General features: G+C 73.1%; 15 protein-coding genes. 9 read left to right on the forward strand and 6 right to left on the reverse strand.

From position 1 onward, the window contains the following. The 4 genes from sucB to lipB form a co-directional block, all read left to right on the forward strand. Nucleotides 1-1019, forward strand: a 1019-nt coding sequence (sucB, locus tag E1284_RS29035; protein WP_131943341.1) for a 2-oxoglutarate dehydrogenase, E2 component, dihydrolipoamide succinyltransferase, incomplete at its 5' end; no start/stop codon positions are given. 200 nt (nt 1020-1219) lie between these two features. Further along, nucleotides 1220-2107, forward strand: coding sequence for a TIGR01777 family oxidoreductase (locus E1284_RS29040; RefSeq protein WP_131943342.1), 888 nt, complete (start codon nt 1220-1222; stop codon nt 2105-2107). 84 nt (nt 2108-2191) lie between these two features. Beyond that, nucleotides 2192-2929, forward strand: a complete 738-nt coding sequence (locus E1284_RS29045; protein WP_131943343.1) for a Type 1 glutamine amidotransferase-like domain-containing protein — start codon at nt 2192-2194, stop codon at nt 2927-2929. A 50-nt stretch (nt 2930-2979) separates the two neighbouring features. Further along, entirely contained in the window at nt 2980-3681 is a 702-nt protein-coding gene (lipB, locus tag E1284_RS29050; protein WP_243714811.1) for a lipoyl(octanoyl) transferase LipB, read from the forward strand. 38 nt (nt 3682-3719) lie between these two features. Here the strand turns inward: lipB and E1284_RS29055 are convergent, their stop codons facing one another. Then, nucleotides 3720-4208, reverse strand: coding sequence for a DUF1877 family protein (locus tag E1284_RS29055; RefSeq protein ID WP_243714809.1), 489 nt, complete (start codon nt 4206-4208; stop codon nt 3720-3722). 231 nt (nt 4209-4439) lie between these two features. Here E1284_RS29055 and lipA point away from each other — a divergent pair, with 231 nt between their 5' ends. Together lipA and E1284_RS29065 are read left to right on the forward strand one after the other, a co-directional pair. Continuing rightward, nucleotides 4440-5366 carry a lipoyl synthase gene (gene lipA, locus E1284_RS29060; protein ID WP_131943345.1) on the forward strand — a complete coding sequence of 309 codons (927 nt, stop codon included), beginning with the start codon at nt 4440-4442 and terminating at the stop codon, nt 5364-5366. 56 nt (nt 5367-5422) lie between these two features. Further along, nucleotides 5423-6118 carry a DUF4191 domain-containing protein gene (locus tag E1284_RS29065; protein ID WP_131943346.1) on the forward strand — a complete coding sequence of 232 codons (696 nt, stop codon included), beginning with the start codon at nt 5423-5425 and terminating at the stop codon, nt 6116-6118. Between the two features lie 86 nt (nt 6119-6204). Here the strand turns inward: E1284_RS29065 and E1284_RS29070 are convergent, their stop codons facing one another. Then, the gene (locus E1284_RS29070; protein WP_131943347.1) at nt 6205-6696 is read right to left on the reverse strand and encodes an RDD family protein; all 492 of its coding nucleotides are present in this window, start codon (nt 6694-6696) and stop codon (nt 6205-6207) included. Between the two features lie 153 nt (nt 6697-6849). Here E1284_RS29070 and glnA point away from each other — a divergent pair, with 153 nt between their 5' ends. Further along, on the forward strand, nt 6850-8274 hold the full coding sequence (glnA, locus tag E1284_RS29075; protein ID WP_131943348.1) for a type I glutamate--ammonia ligase: 1425 nt from the start codon (nt 6850-6852) through the stop codon (nt 8272-8274). Nucleotides 8275-8340: 66 nt separating this feature from the next. On the opposite strand, the gene E1284_RS29080 is transcribed toward glnA, so the two are convergent. Continuing rightward, nucleotides 8341-9222: an enoyl-CoA hydratase/isomerase family protein gene (locus E1284_RS29080; RefSeq protein ID WP_243714810.1), complete on the reverse strand. Its 882-nt coding sequence runs from the start codon at nt 9220-9222 to the stop codon at nt 8341-8343. 187 nt (nt 9223-9409) lie between these two features. Here E1284_RS29080 and E1284_RS29085 point away from each other — a divergent pair, with 187 nt between their 5' ends. Next, nucleotides 9410-11545 carry a DEAD/DEAH box helicase gene (locus tag E1284_RS29085; protein WP_131943349.1) on the forward strand — a complete coding sequence of 712 codons (2136 nt, stop codon included), beginning with the start codon at nt 9410-9412 and terminating at the stop codon, nt 11543-11545. A gap of 28 nt (nt 11546-11573) precedes the next feature. Here the strand turns inward: E1284_RS29085 and E1284_RS29090 are convergent, their stop codons facing one another. Continuing rightward, the gene (locus E1284_RS29090; protein WP_131943350.1) at nt 11574-12401 is read right to left on the reverse strand and encodes an alpha/beta fold hydrolase; all 828 of its coding nucleotides are present in this window, start codon (nt 12399-12401) and stop codon (nt 11574-11576) included. 192 nt (nt 12402-12593) lie between these two features. Between E1284_RS29090 and E1284_RS29095 the strand changes: the two genes are divergently transcribed. Further along, on the forward strand, nt 12594-12986 hold the full coding sequence (locus tag E1284_RS29095; protein WP_131943351.1) for an OsmC family protein: 393 nt from the start codon (nt 12594-12596) through the stop codon (nt 12984-12986). Nucleotides 12987-13043: 57 nt separating this feature from the next. Here E1284_RS29095 and E1284_RS29100 read toward each other — a convergent pair whose 3' ends face one another. Continuing rightward, nucleotides 13044-14207 carry an IS30 family transposase gene (locus E1284_RS29100; RefSeq protein WP_207924012.1) on the reverse strand — a complete coding sequence of 388 codons (1164 nt, stop codon included), beginning with the start codon at nt 14205-14207 and terminating at the stop codon, nt 13044-13046. 91 nt (nt 14208-14298) lie between these two features. Continuing rightward, on the reverse strand, nt 14299-15624 hold the full coding sequence (locus tag E1284_RS29105) for an alpha/beta hydrolase (RefSeq protein WP_165965467.1): 1326 nt from the start codon (nt 15622-15624) through the stop codon (nt 14299-14301). Between the last annotated feature and the right edge of the window lie 144 nt (nt 15625-15768).

A 15768-nucleotide genomic window follows, 5' to 3' on the forward strand; every position in this document is an offset into this window, starting at 1 on the left:
TGCCCGCCCCGGCGCCCCAGGCCCAGCCGGAGGCGGCGGGCGAGGGCCCGTACGTGACGCCGCTGGTGCGCAAGCTCGCCGCCGAGCACAACGTCGACCTCGGCACCGTGAAGGGCACCGGCGTCGGCGGCCGCATCCGCAAGCAGGACGTCCTGGAGGCCGCCCGCGCGGCGCAGCAGGCCGCCGAGCGCGCGGCCGCCGCCCCGGCCCCGGCGGCACCGGCCGCGCCGCAGGCCCCGTCCGGCCGGCACGCCGCCCCGGCGCCCGCGGGCGCGCCCGCCGAGCAGCTCGCGCTGCGCGGCCGGACCGAGAAGATGTCGCGGATGCGGCAGACGATCGCCCGCCGCATGGTGGAGTCGCTGCAGGTCGCCGCGCAGCTCACCACCGTGGTCGAGGTGGACATCACCAAGATCGCGCGGCTGCGGGAGCAGGCGAAGGCCGACTTCCAGTCCCGCGAGGGCGTGAAGCTGACGTTCCTGCCGTTCTTCGCGCAGGCGGCGGTCGAGGCGCTCAAGGCGCACCCGAAGCTGAACGCGGTCATCAACAGCGAGACCAGCGAGGTCACCTACCACGACGTCGAGAACCTCGGCATCGCGGTGGACGTGGCCGAGCGCGGCCTGATGGTCCCGGTCGTGCACAACGCGGGCCAGCTGAACCTCGGCGGCCTCGCGCAGCGGATCGCCGACCTCGCCGAGCGCACCCGCGCCGGCAACGTCAGCCCGGACGAGCTGGCGGGCGGCACGTTCACGCTCACCAACACCGGCAGCCGCGGCGCGCTGTTCGACACCCCGATCCTCAACCAGCCGCAGGTCGGCATGCTCGGCACCGGCGCCGTGGTGAAGCGCCCGGCCGTCATCGACGACCCGGAGCTGGGCGAGGTCATCGCGGTCCGGTCGATGGTCTACCTGGCGCTGACCTACGACCACCGGCTGATCGACGGCGCGGACGCCGCCCGCTTCCTCGCCACGATCAAGCACCGCCTGGAGGAGGGCAACTTCGAGGCCGACCTCGGCCTCTGACCGACGGAGTCGGTCGGGGGGCGCGGGGGGGTCGTCCCCCCTCGGGGCAACCCGGCCTCTGACCGACGGAGGCCCTCGGGCCGCTTCATCGGGGAACCCCGCCGCGCCGTAGGGCCGGCGGGGTTCCGCGCGTCCGGGGAAACGCGGGCCGGAGCGAGAATCTCAGCGTTCACTGGCGCCGTCGGCCTAGGGTGGACGGCATGAGGGTCACCGTCACGGGCTCGTCGGGCCTCATCGGCTCGGCGCTGGTGCAGTCACTGCGGGAGGACGGCCACGAGGTCGTCCGGCTGGTCCGGCGGGAGCCGGCGCGGGACGACGAGGCGCGCTGGTCCCCGGCGGACGGGTGCGTCGACAAGGAGTCCCTGGAGGGCGCGGACGCCGTCGTCCACCTCGCGGGCGCCGGCGTCGGCGACCGCCCGTGGACGGCGGCGTACAAGCGCAAGATCCGGGACAGCCGGGTGGCCGGCACCCGCACCCTCGCCGAGGCGATCGCGACGGCGCAGCCGCGCCCCCGCGTCCTCGTCTGCGGGTCCGCGATCGGCTACTACGGCGACACCGGCGGGCGGGAGGTGGACGAGGAGTCCCCGATGGGGCGGGGCTTCCTCGCGGCGCTCGTCCGCGACTGGGAGGCCGCGGCCGCCCCGGCGCGGGAGGCGGGCGTCCGGGTCGTCCACCCGCGGACCGGCGTCGTGCTGACCCGCGAGGGCGGAATGCTCGGGCGCACGCTGCCGCTGTTCCGGCTGGGGCTCGGCGGCACGCTGGGCGACGGCAGGCAGTGGACGAGCTGGATCTCCCTCGCCGACCAGGTCGCGGCGCTGCGCTTCCTCATCGACCGGGAGATCGGCGGGCCGGTCAACCTGACCGCGCCGAACCCGGTGACGAACGCGGCCTACACGCGGGCGCTCGGCCGCGTCCTGCACCGGCCGGCGCGGCTCGCGGTGCCGCGGTTCGCGCTGCGGGCGGCGCTGCGCGGGTTCGCCGACGAGGGGCCGCTGGTCAGCCAGCGGGTGCTGCCGCGGCGGCTGCTGGACGCCGGGTTCCCCTTCAGGCACGAGCACGTCGAGGAGGCCCTCGCCGCCGTCCTGTGAGTCCCAAGATTCGTCAAAGTCCCGGCCGCCCCCATTCGGTGGCCATACGGTGACATTGGGAGAGCACGGCTACGAGGAGGATGAATGAGCACCGACGGACAGCCGCACATCCTCGCGATCGGCGGGGGCACCTTCGTGCCGGACGGCAGGCAGGGGATCGCGCCCAGCCCGCTGCTGCGCTACGCGTTCGACCTGACCGGCCAGGACCGGCCGCGCGTATGCTTCCTGACGACCGCGATCGGCGACGGCGACGCGCACATCGCGCGCTTCTACGCCGGGTTCTCCTCGATGGACGCCGAGGTCAGCCATCTGGCGCTGTTCCCGATGCCGAACGTCGCGGACGTCCGGGCGCACCTGCTCACCCAGGACCTCGTCTACGTGTCGGGCGGCAGCGTCGCTAACCTCCTCGCGCTGTGGCGGCTGCACGGCCTCGACGAGGTCATGCGGGAGGCGTGGCAGGAGGGCGTCGTGCTGTCCGGGCAGAGCGCGGGCGCGCTGTGCTGGCACGTCGGCGGCAACACCGACTCGTTCGGGCCGCACCTCACCCCGCTGACCGACGGCCTCGGCCTGCTGCCGTACTCGTGCGGCGTGCACTACGACAGCGATCCGCAGCGGCGCCCGCTGCTGCAGCAGCTCGTCGGCGAGGGGACGCTGCCGGGCGGGTACGCGGCCGACGAGTCGGTCGCGCTGCACTACGTCGGCACCGAGTTCGTCCAGGCCGTCTCCTACCGGCAGGACGCGGGCGCCTACCGCGTCGAGCCGGACGGGCCGGGGTCGGCGAAGGAGACCCGGCTGGAGCCGCGTCTGCTCGCCGCGCTGTGACGACGGCGGCTACCCGCCGGTACGCGGCATAAGCTGGCCGGGTGAGCGATGTGGACGTGGACGTGGATGTGGACGGGCGCGAGCTGGTGGTGGTGCATGCGGGGTTCGGCGAGGCCGCCGTCCCCTACGAGGCCGGATGGGATCTGCAGAAACGCACCCACGCCCTGCGGGTGGACGACGCGATCCCCGACACGGTCCTGCTGCTGGAGCACCGGCCGGTCTACACGGCGGGCAAGCGGACCGAGGCGCTCGACCGGCCGTTCGGCGACCCGGGCGCCCCGGTCATCGACGTGGACCGCGGCGGCAAGATCACCTGGCACGGGCCGGGGCAGCTCACCGGCTACCCGATCGTCCGGCTGCCCGACCCCGTCGACGTCGTCGGCTACGTGCGGCTGCTGGAGCGGATGATGATGGACGTCTGCGCCGAGCTCGGCCTGAAGACCGCCACGGTGGAGGGGCGCAGCGGGCTGTGGGTGCCCGGCACCCCGGACCGCAAGATCGGCTCCATCGGGATCCGGGTCGCGCGCGGCGTGGCGATGCACGGCTTCATGCTCAACTGCGACAACGACATGGGCTGGTTCGACAAGATCGTCCCGTGCGGGATCCGGGACGTCGGGTCGACCAGCCTCAGCCGCGAACTCGGCCGCGACGTCACCGTCGCCGAGGTCGTCCCGCTGGTCGAGCGGCATCTCGCGGCGGCGCTGGGCGCGGCGGAGACGTTCCACCGCACCACGGCGCAACTGGGCGTCTGAAGACCGGAGACGCCCCGGTCAGGTCACGGCCCCAGTGCTCAGGCCATGACCTTGTAGACGGCCTGGCCCTCGGCGGCGGCCGCCGCGAAGAACTCCGTGAGGCCCGCGTAGGCGGGCTTGAAGAGCCCGTCGCGGGCGCCGCCGTCGAGCCGGCCCGCGTCCTGCACGCCCGCCCGGCCCATGGCCGCCGGGTCGTAGCGCCCGGCGACCGCGGCGAACGGCGTCGCGGCCAGGTGGTCGGCGGCGGGCTTGACCCGGTCCGGCGCGAGGAAGATCACGTCCATGCCGAGCTCGTCCGCGCCGTCCTCGGTGAGCAGCCGGCCGCCGCACACGACGTCGGCCTCGGGCTGCCGCCCGTCCCACGGGTCGCCGGTGACGAGGTAGTGCATCGCCTGCCACGCCCAGCCCAGCTCGAACAGTCCCGGCGCGCCGCGGCGGCGCCAGTCGGCGGCACCGAAGATGTGGCGGGCGATGCGGCCGGGATCCGGCTCCCCCTCCAGCACCGGCGGCACCCGAAGGTACGACATTGCCAGACCCACTGCGGTCCTCCTGCTAACGCTGTTGCGTGACGACAGGGAGTCACCCTAGAGAGATCCACTGTCGACCATGGCCGAAACACGCGAATCGGCTGCGCGATCGGGGTACTGTCATACGTTCGAGATCGCTCTGATACGGCATTGAGGCCCTGCTCACCGGGGCGGCGGGCGGGCGGCCCGGGCGGTGTGCCGCACCGGAGATCGCGACGTAGTCTGGGACGCGTGACGACGGTGACACCTGAGGGACGCAAGCTCCTGCGCGTCGAGGCGCGCAACAGCCAGACCCCCATCGAGCGCAAGCCCGACTGGATCAAGACGCGGCTGAAGATGGGCCCGCAGTACCGCGAGCTCAGCGGCCTGGTGAAATCCGAGGGCCTGCACACGGTGTGCCAGGAGGCCGGCTGCCCCAACATCTACGAATGCTGGGAGGACCGGGAGGCCACGTTCCTCATCGGCGGCGACCAGTGCACCCGGCGCTGCGACTTCTGCCAGATCGACACCGGCAGGCCGAAGGCGCTCGACCGGGACGAGCCGCGCCGCGTCGCCGAGTCCGTCGCCACGATGGGCCTGAAGTACGCGACCGTCACCGGCGTCGCCCGCGACGACCTGGAGGACGGCGGCGCCTGGCTGTACGCGGAGACCGTGCGGCAGATCCACGCGGCGGTCCCCGGCTGCGGCGTCGAGCTGCTCATCCCCGACTTCAACAACGTGCCCGAGCAGCTCGCCGAGGTCTTCTCGACCCGCCCGGAGGTGCTGGCGCACAACGTGGAGACCGTCCCGCGGATCTTCAAGCGGATCCGGCCCGGGTTCCGCTACGAGCGGTCCCTGGAGGTCCTCACCAAGGCGCGCGAGGACGGGCTCGTCACCAAGTCGAACCTGATCCTCGGCATGGGCGAGACCCGCGAGGAGGTCTCGCAGGCGCTGCGCGACCTGCACGAGGCCGGCTGCGAGCTCGTCACGATCACCCAGTACCTGCGGCCGAGCCCGCGCCACCACCCGGTGGAGCGCTGGGTCAAGCCGGAGGAGTTCGTCGAGCTGTCGGCGGAGGCGGAGGAGATCGGCTTCGCGGGCGTCATGTCCGGGCCGCTCGTCCGGTCCAGCTACCGCGCCGGGCGCCTCTACAAGCAGGCGATCGAGGCGCGCGCGTAGCGGCGGCGGGCCGGGGGTTGTCGGGTCGGGCGGCCGACCCGACTATCCTTGGATTCATGTCGAAAAAGCCCACGGACGGTGCCCAGGAGCGTCCGGGCCGTCTCAAGCAGATCCGCATGGTCGCCCAGGTGCTCCGGCAGGCCGACCCGAAGGCGCTGCCGATCGTGTTCGCCTCGGCGATCGGCACCCTGGTGGTCGTCATCGTCATCGGGCTGTTCGCCGGCCAGCTGTGGTTCTTCGTCCCGCTGGCCGTCCTGGCGGCGTTCGCGGTCGGCATGATCGTCTTCGGCCAGCTGGCGCAGCGCGCGCAGTACAAGGTGATCGCCGGGCAGCCGGGCGCGGCCGCCGCGATCCTGAAGAACATGCGCGGCAACTGGACGGTCACCGAGGCCGTCAGCGGCAACCGCAACCTCGACATGGTGCACCGGGCGGTGGGCCGTCCCGGCGTGGTGCTGGTGTCGGAGGGCCCCCGCAACCGCGTCGGCCCGCTGCTCGGCGCCGAGAAGAAGCGCATCTCCCGCGCCGCCCAGCAGGTCCCGATCTACGACGTGCAGGTCGGGGACGACGAGGGCCAGATCCCGGTCGACAAGCTGCAGCGGCACCTGATGAAGCTGCCCCGCAACCTCACCAAGGGGCAGGTCGCGGAGCTGAACGACCGGCTCCAGGCGCTCCCCCGGTCGATGCAGATGCCGAAGGGGCCGATCCCGCGGGGCGCGAAGATGCCGAAGGGCCCGAAGCCCAAGATGCGTTGACGACGTACCGGAGAATCACCAGAGAAGGCCGCCTGAGAGAGCGCCCCCGCGGGGGCGCTCTTCTCGTTCGGACGCTGCCGGCGGCTTCAGATGTTGACGACGACCGTGGTGGCGGCCCGGTCGTGCAGGCCCCGGTAGTCGCGGTCCCAGAACAGCGCGGGCAGGACGAACAGCAGCAGCGCCGCCCGGGCCAGGCCCCGGCCGAGCCCGACGAAGGGGCGCCCGTCCAGCCGCATGACGCGGATGCCGCAGAGCCGCTTGCCGATCGTCACGCCGAGCAGCGCGGTCAGCACCCACGCCTGCACCCCGAAGATGGCCAGCGTCGCCAGGCTGCGCCCGTCCGCCTCCCAGCCGAGGGCGCGCGCCAGCAGGCTCGCGACCAGCATCGACAGGGCCCAGTCGATGAACAGCGCGACGAGCCGCCGGCCGTAGGAGGCGACGGCGCCGCTGCCGCTGTCCGGCAGCCCGAGCCGCTCGCCCGGCCGGCCGAGATCGGCGCCCGCCGCCCCGGCCCCGCTCAGCCACGTCTGCGTCCACCGCGGCCCGGCGTCCTGCTGCCGCCCCTTACCACTGCTCATGGCCCCTACGCTATCCCGTCCCCCGGGGCGTTCCGCCGCGCCTCCACCCCGGCCGGAGTGACGCGTAACACAGCGGAAACATATGGGACACGGCCGGGAAACGGCGCCGCCGTAGCTTTCCGGAGTAGCCGAGATGCGCCTTGAGGAGGCCGGATGTTCAGCAGCGCCGAAGAGGTCCTGAGCTATATCAGGAACGAGGACGTGCGGTTCGTCGACTGCCGGTTCGTGGACCTGCCCGGCAAGATGCAGCACTTCACGTTCCCGGTGGAGAGCTTCGGCGAGAGCGTCTTCACCGAGGGGCTGATGTTCGACGGGTCGTCCGTCCGCGGCTTCCAGGAGATCCACGAGTCCGACATGCTCCTGCTGCCGGACCCGACGACCGCCGTCGTCGACCCGTTCCGGCAGCACAAGACCCTGAACCTGAACTTCTTCGTCCACGACCCGCTGACGGGCGAGCCGTACAGCCGCGACCCGCGCAACGTGGCGAAGAAGGCGCAGGACTACCTCCGCGGCACCGGCATCGCCGACACCTGCTACTTCGGCCCGGAGGCCGAGTTCTACATCTTCGACGACGTCCGCTTCGAGACCAAGCAGAACGCCGGCTACTACTACCTCGACTCGGTCGAGGGCGCCTGGAACACCGGGCGCGAGGAGCCCGGCGGCAACCTCGGCGCCAAGCCCCCCTACAAGGGCGGCTACTTCCCCGTCCCGCCGATGGACCACTACACCGACCTGCGCTCGGAGATGGTGTCGCAGCTGCTGAACGTCGGCATCCACGTCGAGATGCAGCACCACGAGGTCGGCACCGCCGGCCAGGCCGAGATCGACTTCCGCTTCGACACGCTGCTGAAGACGGCCGACCAGCTCCAGCTCTACAAGTACATCGTCAAGAACGTCGCGCGCGCCGCGGGCAAGACGGTCACGTTCATGCCGAAGCCGATCTTCGGCGACAACGGCTCCGGGATGCACTGCCACCAGTCCCTGTGGAAGGACGGCGCGCCGCTCTTCTACGACGAGGTCGGCTACGCGGGCCTGTCCGACAACGCCCGCTACTACATCGGCGGCCTGCTCAAGCACGCCCCGTCCCTGCTGGCGTTCACCAACCCGACCGTGAACAGCTACCACCGCCTCGTGCCCGGCTACGAGGCGCCGGTCAACCTGGTGTACTCGCAGCGGAACCGCTCGGCCTGCATCCGCATCCCGATCACCGGGTCGAACCCGAAGGCCAAGCGCGTCGAGTTCCGCGTCCCGGACCCGTCCTGCAACCCGTACCTGGCCTTCTCCGCCATGCTGATGGCGGGCCTGGACGGCATCCGCAACAAGATCGAGCCCGCCGAGCCGGTCGACAAGGACCTCTACGAGCTCCCGCCGGAGGAGGCCCGCGCGATCCCGCAGGTCCCCGGCTCCCTGCCGGAGGTCCTCGCGGCCCTGGAGGCCGACCACGACTACCTCCTGGAAGGCGGCGTCTTCACCTCCGACCTCATCGAGACCTGGATCACGATGAAGAACGAGTTCGAGATCGACCCGATCCGCCTGCGCCCCCACCCGCACGAGTTCGAGCTGTACTACGACATCTGATCGGCCGGACGAGCGCGCCGCCCCCGCTTCCCACGGGGGCGGCGCGCTCTTCCTGTGCCCGGGGCGTCAAGGGGCGGTGGGCGGGGCTGACGGGAACTGGGGCGCGCGCTTCTCGCGGAGGGCGGCGGCGCCCTCGACGACGTCCGGGCCGAGGAAGCCGAGCATCTCGTAGGCGGCGGACTGCTCGAAGATCGGACCGGCCATCCGCAGCCAGCCGTTGAGGGCGCGCTTGGTCCAGCGGATCGCCGGCTGCGATCCGGTCGCGAGGGTCTCGGCGACGCGCAGCGCCTCCGGGAGCACCTCCTCGCGCGGGACGGCCTTGCTGACCAGCCCGATCCGCTCGGCCTCGGCGCCGTCGATCATCTCCCCGGTCATCAGGTGGTAGCGGGCCTTGGCCATGCCGGCGAGCAGCGGCCAGATGATCGCCGCGTGGTCCCCGGCGGCGACGCCGAGCTTCACATGCCCGTCGCCGATCCTGGCGTCCAGCGCGCAGACGGAGATGTCGGCGAGCAGCGCCACCACCGTCCCGGCGCCGACCGCGACCCCGTTGATCGCCGACACCACCGGCTTCTCGCAGTTGACGATGTTGTAGACGAGGTCGCTCATCTCCGACAGCATGTGCGACACGCGGTCGTGGTCGCCGATCATGCGCTCGACCATGCCGAGGTCGCCGCCGGCGGAGAACGCCCTCCCGGCCCCGGTCACCACCGCGACCCTGGTCTCGGGGTCGGCGGCCACGTCCTTCCAGACGCGCGCCAGCTCGCCGTGCATGCCCTCGTCCGCGGCGTTGTACTTCTCCGGCCGGTCCATCGTGATCAGCAGGACGCCGTTGGCGCGCCGCTCGAACCGCAGCTGCTCGTATCCGGTGTAGTCCATCTCTTCCCTCGCCTGCTCTCGGGTCCGCCCGGTCGCGAAGCCGGCCTCGCCGGACGCCGGGAACGCCGCCACCGCGGCGATGCCCGCGGGCTCGGCCGACCGGCGGAACGGTATCGCCCGGCCGAGCGCCTCGCCCAGCCCGGGGTCGCCCCGCGGGGCCCGCCTCCACGGGGGCGGGCCCCGCGCGAATCATCGAGGACGGGCGGGGACCGTCTCAGGGCGCTGGCATCATGTGGCGGGGTACGTGGTTGGGAGCGCGATGGCGGACGAGGCGAAGGACGTCCTGCGGGGCGGGTACGCGCTGCTCGGGGCTGCGCGCGACCTGATCGCCGACCACCGGCGGGCGCTCGCGGACGTGCACGCGGCGCTGGCGCCGCTGCGGGCCGAGGCGGCGCGGGAGCAGCTCGGGTCGATCCCGCTCGCGCGGCTGAAGGACGTGACGGACGGCCGGCTGCGGCTCGGGCCGCTGGAGGACGCGGGGTTCGCCAGCGTCGCCGACGTCCTGGCGGCGACCCCGTACCGGCTCCAGCTGCTGCCGGGCATCGGGCCGCAGACCGCGCGGCAGCTGCACGCGGCGGCGGGCAGCCTGGCGGAGGCGGCGGAGCGGTCGGCGACGGTGCGGATCGACGTGGAGCGGCGGGACGAGGCCATGACGCCCGTCGTCACCGCGCTGCACCGGCTGGTGAACGCCGGGCCCGACCTGCCGCGCGCGCGGACCGCGGCCGAGGAGGTCGACGAGCGGTTCGCGCCGCTGGTGCACGACGCGCGGCCCGCCGGGTCGTGGTGGCGGCGGCTCATCGCCGGGCCGGCGAGGCGGGAGCGGGCGCGGCGGGCGGTCGGCGAGCTGGCGGAGGCCCTGCGCGCCGAGCAGCAGCGGGACACCCGGCTGCTGATCTCGCAGGCGTCGGTGGACCTGCTGCGCCCCGACGCCTCCCCCGACGAGGCGTGGATCGACTTCGAGCTGCGGGCGTCCGACTACCAGACCCTCCTGGCCGAGCTTGCGGCGCTGGACCCCGAGCGGGGCGCCGCCGAGGGGTTCCTGCCCGGCGACCTGGCGGCGCGGGTCAAGGCGCAGCCGCTCGACGACGCGTTCCGGCGGGTGTCGCTGCGCGGGTACCAGTCGTTCGGGGCCCGGTTCGCGCTCGTCCAGCGGCGGGTGATCCTGGGCGACGAGATGGGGCTCGGCAAGACGATCCAGGCGATCGCCGCGATCGCGCACCTGCGGGCCGAGGGGGCGACGCACTTCCTGGTGGCGTGCCCGGCGAGCGTGCTGATCAACTGGGTGCGGGAGATCGAGACGCGCAGCACGATGGCCGCGCACCCGCTGCACGGTCCGGGACGCGCGGCGGCGCTGCGGAAGTGGGCCGGGGACGGCGGCATCGCCGTCACGACCCTCTCGACGCTGCACTCCCTGGACGTCCCGCCGGACCTCCCGGTCGGGATGTTCGTCGTGGACGAGGCCCACTACGCCAAGAACCACGAGACCCGGCGCGCGCAGGCCGTCGCGCGGTGGTGCCGGCGGACGGAGAACGTCCTGTTCCTGACCGGCACCCCGATGGAGAACCGGGTCGAGGAGTTCCGCAGCCTCGTCGCGCACCTGCGGCCCGAGGTGGCCGAGCGGGTCCGGCCGAGCGACGCGGCGATGGGGGCGCGGGCGTTCCGGTCGGCGGTCGCCCCCGTCTACCTGCGCCGCAACCAGCGGGACGTCCTCGTCGAGCTGCCCGAGGTCGTGCACGTGGACGAGCTGGAGGAGTTCAGCCGCGCCGACGCGGCCGCCTACCGGCGGGCGGTGGCGGACGGCAACTTCATGGCGATGCGCCGGGCCGCGTACGCCGTCCCGAAGAAGTCGGCGAAGCTCGACCGGCTGAGGGAGCTGGTGGACGAGGCCGCCGAGAACGACCTGAAGGTCGTGGTGTTCTCCTACTTCCGGGACGTCCTCGCGGCCGTCCGCGACGCGCTCGGCCCCGACGCGCGCGGCCCGATCGCGGGCGACACCCCGGTGGCCCGGCGGCAGGAGATCGTGGACGCGTTCACCGCCGACCCCGGGCACGCCGTCCTGCTGGCGCAGATCCAGGCGGGCGGGGTCGGGCTCAACCTGCAGGCGGCGTCCGTGGTGATCCTCTGCGAGCCGCAGGTGAAGCCGACCATGGAGACGCAGGCGGTCGCCCGCGCCCACCGGATGGGGCAGGTGCGCACCGTGCAGGTGCACCGGCTGCTCACGCCCGGCAGCGTTGACGAGCGCATGCTGGAGATCCTCCAGGTCAAGAGCATGCTGTTCGACCAGTACGCGCGCCGCAGCGACCTGGCCGAGCAGACGCCGGACGCGGTGGACGTCTCCGAGCAGGCCCTCGCCCGGCAGATCGTCGCGGAGGAGCAGGAACGGCTCGGGACCTGACCCCGGGTCCCGAGCCGTCAGCGGCGCGTCAGCTCCGGAGGAACTCCAGCAGGTCCTGGGCGAAGCGCTCCTTGTAGCCGGGCACCAGCGCCAGGCCGTGCGAGCCGCCCTCGTACACCTTCAGCGTGGCGTCGGGCACGATCTCGGCGGACTTGCGGCCGGTGGCGTCGATCGGGACGATCTGGTCGTCGTCCCCGTGCACGATGAGCGTCGGGACGTCGAACCGGCGCAGATCCTCGGTGAAATCGGTCTCGGCGAACGCGGTCACGCAGTCCACGCCGGCCTTGACGCTCTCCTGCATCGCCATGAACCAGAACGCGTCCCGGTTGCCCTGGGTGGCGCCGGTGCCGGGCCGGTTCGTGCTGAAGAACGCCTCGGAGACGTCCTTCCAGAACTGCGACCGCTCGTTCAGGATGCCCTTCTTGATGTCCTCGAACGCCTGCGCGGGCACCCCCGCCGGGTTGGCGTCGCTCTGCATCATCAGCGGCGGGATCCCCGACAGCAGCACCGCCTTCGACACCCGGCTCGTGCCGTGCCGGCCGATGTAGCGGGCCACCTCCCCGGCGCCCATCGAGTGCGCGACGAGGACGACGTCCCACACGCCGAGCGCGTCGATCAGGTCGCTGAGGTCGTCGGCGAAGGTGTCGAAGTCGTAGCCCCGCCAGGGCTGGGACGAGCGGCCGTGCCCGCGGCGGTCGTGCGCGATGGCGCGGTAGCCGGCGTCGGCGACGGCCTTCAGGTGGTCGTCCCAGGCGTCGGCGTTCAGCGGCCACCCGTGGCTGAAGATGACCGGCTGCCCCTGCCCCCAGTCCTTGTAGTAGAGCTCCGTGCCGTCGCGCGTCTTGATGTGACCCATCGGTCCCCCCGAATCGATGATGCCGGATCTCCGGCGGCGCGCCCCCGCGGCCGCCGTCACGCGCCGGGTACCCCGTGGCGGGCGGTGAAACCCCCGCGCACGGCTCGGACGCATCGGTACCGGGCGGGGCGGGGAAGAACGTGCCGGGACGCCGTGTTCAGGTGGCGACACCGGACGATCAAAGGGGATGCCATGGCCGAGGTCAGGGTGGAGCGCACCGGGGACGGGTTCCAGGCCGTCAACGCGCGGGGCGCGCGGGTCGCCATCGGCGACGGCGACACCGAGGGCGCGTTCACTCCCGTGGAGCTGCTGCTGGCGGCGCTCGGCGGCTGCGAGCTCGTCACCGTCGAGCCGCTGACGGCGAAGCGCGGGCACCGGATGGCGCGGCTCGCCGCGACCGTCCAGGCCGACAAGGTCGCGACGAGCACGCTGGGCACGATCACGCTCACCTACGACGTCGAGCTCCCGGAGGGCGACGACGCGGCGGAGGACGTGCTGAAGGCCGTCGCCGCACGCGTCCACGAGCGGTACTGCACGGTCGGCGAGGCGCTCCGCGAGCCGAAGAAGGTCGAGCAGGTCGTCTGACCGCGCAGTCCGCGCCTCGTTGACCTGCGGCGTGTTGGTGTTATGGAGCCCTTGGCGTCAAGTGGTTGTTGCAACGAGGTAGCGGTTGAGGGCCTGGGCTGGGGTGTTCCAGCCCAGGGTCTGACGGGGTCGCCCGTTGAGCTCGCGGGCGACCCGGTCCAGGTCTGCCTGGGTGTAGGTGCGGAAGTCGGTGGACGAACGCGGGAAGTACTGACGCAGCAGACCGTTGGTGTTCTCGTTGGAGCCGCGCTGCCAGGGCGAGTGCGGGTCGCAGAAGTAGACCCGGCACCCGGTGGCCAGGGTGAAGGCGGCGTGCTCGGCCATCTCGGCCCCCTGGTCCCAGGTCAGCGACGCCGCCAGCTCGGCCGGCAGCCGCCCCATCAGGCCGGTGAGCACCTTCACCACCTCCTGCGACACCCGCGAGTGCGGCAAGGCGCCCAGCATCACGAACCGGGTGGTGCGCTCGACCAAGGTGATGATGGCGCTGGACCCGCGGGCCCCGATCACCAGGTCCCCCTCCCAGTGCCCGGGCACCGCCCGGTCGCCCGCCTGCGCCGGCCGGGTCGAGATGTGCAGCCCCTGGACCCAGGGCTTACCGGACCGGGCCGCGCCCTCGGCCCGCGCCAGACGCGACTGCGGGCGCCGGGCGGCACGGCCGCTGCGCAGCACCGACCCCTCACCGTCCCGCAGGTCCAGCTGCCGGGCCAGCTCGGCCCGCATCCGGCCCCGGGCCTGGTAGTAGATCGCCTGGTAGATCGTCTCGTGCGACACCCGCATCTCCGGCTGGTCAGGGTAGAGGGCGCGCAGGTGCGCCGCGATCTGCTGCGGCGACCACCGCTGCACCAGCAGATCACGCACCACCGGCCACAACCGGCCCGCCCGCCAGGCCCGGCCCTTGCTGCCGCTGTTGCCGATCAGCTTGCCCGGCCGGTGCCGCCGCGCCCGCGCTTCCGTCTTGCGCTGCGCCGCCACATGCGAATACGTCCACCGGTACAGCCCACCCAGCCCGTCCGGGCAGGCGGTAGTGGCACGGCCGGGATGCCGCGCCCCACCACCACCGGCCACATCCGAGCACCGGTAGGAGTTGTTGCGCTTCACCTCCCGCCACACCGTCGACCGATCCCGCCCGATCACCTCCGCAATCCGCGGAAACGACCAGCCCGCACCGAACAACACCTCGATCTGCGCACGCTCGGTGCACGTCAAACGCTTTCCCGGCACCACAAGATCCTTCCAGAGGACCTCGTTGCAACAGACACTAGAAACCGCCGCCGCCGATAACAACAACACGCCGCAGGTGAACGCAGCTGGTCTAGCCGCAGGTCGTGGACGGCGCGGGGAGACGGCCGTGTAGGAGGTAGGCGTCGACGGCCTCGCGGACGCAGGGGTCGCCGGTGTCGTAGGCGCCGTGCCCCTCCCCCCTGAGGGTGAGGAGCACGGCGCGCCCGCCGAGTTCCCGCACCAGGGCCGGCGCCCACGCGTACGGGGTCGCGGGGTCGCCGGTGTTGCCGACGACGAGGATCGGCGCGGCGGACGGGGCGGACACCTCGCGGGCGGCGCCGTCGCCCCGCGCCGGCCAGCCGGTGCACTGCAGCAGGCTCCACGCCATCGACGCGCCGAACACCGGCGACGCGCCGCGGAACTTCGGCAGCAGCCGGCGGACGTCGGCGGCGGTGTAGCGGTCGGTGGTGTCCGCGCAGGTGATGGCGGTGTTGGCGGCGGACAGGTTGCTGTACGTCCCGTCCTCGGCGCGGCCGTTCTGGGCGTCGGCGAGCATCAGCAGCAGCGATCCGTTGCGGCGTTTCACCGCGTCCACCAGGCCCTGCGCGAGGTACGGCCAGGCGTCGCGCGAGTACAGCGCGGCGGCGACGCCGGTCGTGCCGAGGCTCTGGGTGAGCTCGCGGCCGGACGAGGTGGCGAGCGGCCGCCGGTCGAGCCCGGCGAGGATCCGCCCGACGGACGCGGTGACCGACGCGCGGTCCGTCCCGAGCGGGCAGGTCTTGCGCCCGAGCCGGGCGCAGGCGGCGGCGAAGTCGCCGAGGGCGCGCTGGAAGGCGGCGGCCTGCTGGAGGGCGAGGTCGGCACCGCCGATGCGGGTGTCCACGGCGCCGTCGAGGACGGCCCGGCCAACGCTGCCGGGGAACTGGTGGGCGTAGACGCCGCCGAGCCGGGTGCCGTAGGAGACGCCGAAGTAGCGCAGCCTCCCGTCGCCGAGCGCGATGCGGATCATCTCCATGTCGCGGGCGGCGTTCACGGTGCCGACGTGGGGCAGCAGTCCGCCGGAGCGGGCCGAGCAGCTCCGCGCGTAGCCGGCGCGGGCATCGGTGAGCGCGGTCTCCTCGGCGGGGGTGTCGGGGCTGTCGTCCATGGCGGCGAGCACGTCCATGCGCCGGCCGTCCACGCACCGCACGGCGGTGCTCCGCCCGACGCCGCGGGGGTCGAAGCCGATCAGGTCGTACCGGGTGCGGAGGGCGGCGTACTCGCCGGCGACCTGGGCGAGCGCGTCGACGCCCGCGCCGCCGGGGCCGCCGAAGTTGAACAGCAGGGAGCCGATGCGGTGCCGCCGGTCGGTCGCCGGCACCCTGATGAGGGCGATGCCGATCGTCGCGCCGGACGGCCGCGCGTAGTCGAGCGGCACCCGGAGCGTCGCGCACCTGGCGGCGGACGGCGGCGGCTTCCCGCCCGGCGGCGGGGACGGCAGCCCGGTGCAGCGCCTCCAGTCCGGCGGCGCGACGGTGGGCTGCTCGGTGGGCGGCTCGGTGGGCTGCTAGGTGGAGGGGGC

This window comes from Actinomadura bangladeshensis, from assembly GCF_004348335.1.
Classification (GTDB): domain Bacteria; phylum Actinomycetota; class Actinomycetes; order Streptosporangiales; family Streptosporangiaceae; genus Spirillospora; species Spirillospora bangladeshensis.